Source organism: Veillonella dispar (genome assembly GCF_937975875.1).
GTDB classification, from domain to species: domain Bacteria; phylum Bacillota; class Negativicutes; order Veillonellales; family Veillonellaceae; genus Veillonella; species Veillonella dispar_B.
The window spans coordinates 1-1,526 of sequence record NZ_CALJSP010000088.1; the positions used below are offsets into that span (position 1 = coordinate 1).

General features: G+C 43.3%; 1 protein-coding gene. It reads left to right on the plus strand.

Annotation, left to right across the window (positions count from 1 at the left end; translation table 11 throughout):
* Positions 1-72: 72 nt before the first annotated feature.
* Positions 73-1,526, plus strand: a 1,454-nt coding sequence (gene uvrC / locus Q7P05_RS04110) for an excinuclease ABC subunit UvrC (RefSeq protein ID WP_303930650.1), incomplete at its 3' end; no start/stop codon positions are given.

The following is a 1,526-nucleotide window of genomic DNA, read 5'->3' on the forward strand; positions in this document are numbered from 1 at the left end:
GCTGATGAAGAAACTAATATTCCTTTTCTTGACATTGCTGATTGTATGAAATCTATAAGGAAAGGAGGATATATGCCATCTGAAGAATTACTAGAGAAGGTTAGTCATTTGCCGACTACGCCCGGTGTGTATTTATGGCGTGATCAGTACAACCGCATCATCTATGTAGGTAAGGCTATTAACTTACGTAATCGCGTGCGTTCTTATGTGCGTAATGATGCGAACCGAGCTCCTAAGGTTGCGGCTATGATGAAGCGTGCAGTCGATGTAGAGATTATCCAAACAAAGACAGAGATGGAAGCTCTCATATTAGAGAATACGCTTATTAAGGAGCACGAGCCTAAATACAATATTCGGCTCCGCGATGATAAGACCTATCCGTATGTGAAAATCTCCGTGCAAGAGGACTATCCTCGCGTATATATGACACGTCGCCTTGAACGGGATGGGGCAAAGTACTTTGGTCCTTTCACGGATGTTACATCGGTCCATGTAGTATTGAAATTGATACGCCAGTACTACCCGCTGCGCACATGTAAGTCTATGAAGGTAGAACGCCCATGTTTGCAATATCATATGCACTATTGTGAGGCACCGTGCTTTAACAAAATATCTATACCGGACTATCGGAAATACATCGATGAAATCATAGAGCTCTTTGAAGGTAAGCCTATACCATTGTTGAAGGAAATTAAAGAGAAGATGGAACTAGCTGCAGAAGATTTACGCTTTGAAGATGCAGCACGGTATCGAGATCAGTTGAGTAGCATTGAAAAAATACAAGAAAAGCAACGGATGGTTACACAACGAGGCGATTTAGATGTATTAGGGATTGCTGTTGATACATCTATGGCCTGTGTACAGCTACTATTCATCCGCGGTGGACGACTACTAGGTCGTGAGAACTACTTTGTTCAACACGATGGAGACAGTCCAGAAACGATCATGACGGACTTTATCAAGCAATACTATGGGGATACGAACTTCATTCCGAAGGAATTATTATTACCGATGGATAGTTCTGATAGAGACTTATTGAGTGAATGGTTTACACAACTCAAAGGTCAGAATGTAGAGGTATCTGTGCCTCAGCGTGGCTATAAGATGGACATGATCAAGATGGCCCATGAGAATGCAGAAACCTTCCTTGAAGAACGCCGTCGTCAATGGCAGTACCAAATCGATAAGACTGGTGGGGCCGTTAAAAAATTGGCTGAAGTTTTAGACTTGCCACGATTACCAGAACGTATGGAATGTTTCGATATTTCCCATACGCAAGGGTCTGAAACTGTTGCGTCTATGGTTGTCTTTGAAGGTGGTAAGCCGGCGAAGAAGGAATATCGTCGCTTTAAACTGAAGACTACACAAGGTAAGCCGGATGACTTCAAATCCATGGCAGAAATCATGGAGCGCCGCTACGGTAATGAAACAGATTGGCCTATGCCTGACCTTATTATCATCGATGGTGGTAAAGGGCAGCTCAACGCAGCATTGCCGTTAATACGCGCCGTAGGTGTTACAGATGT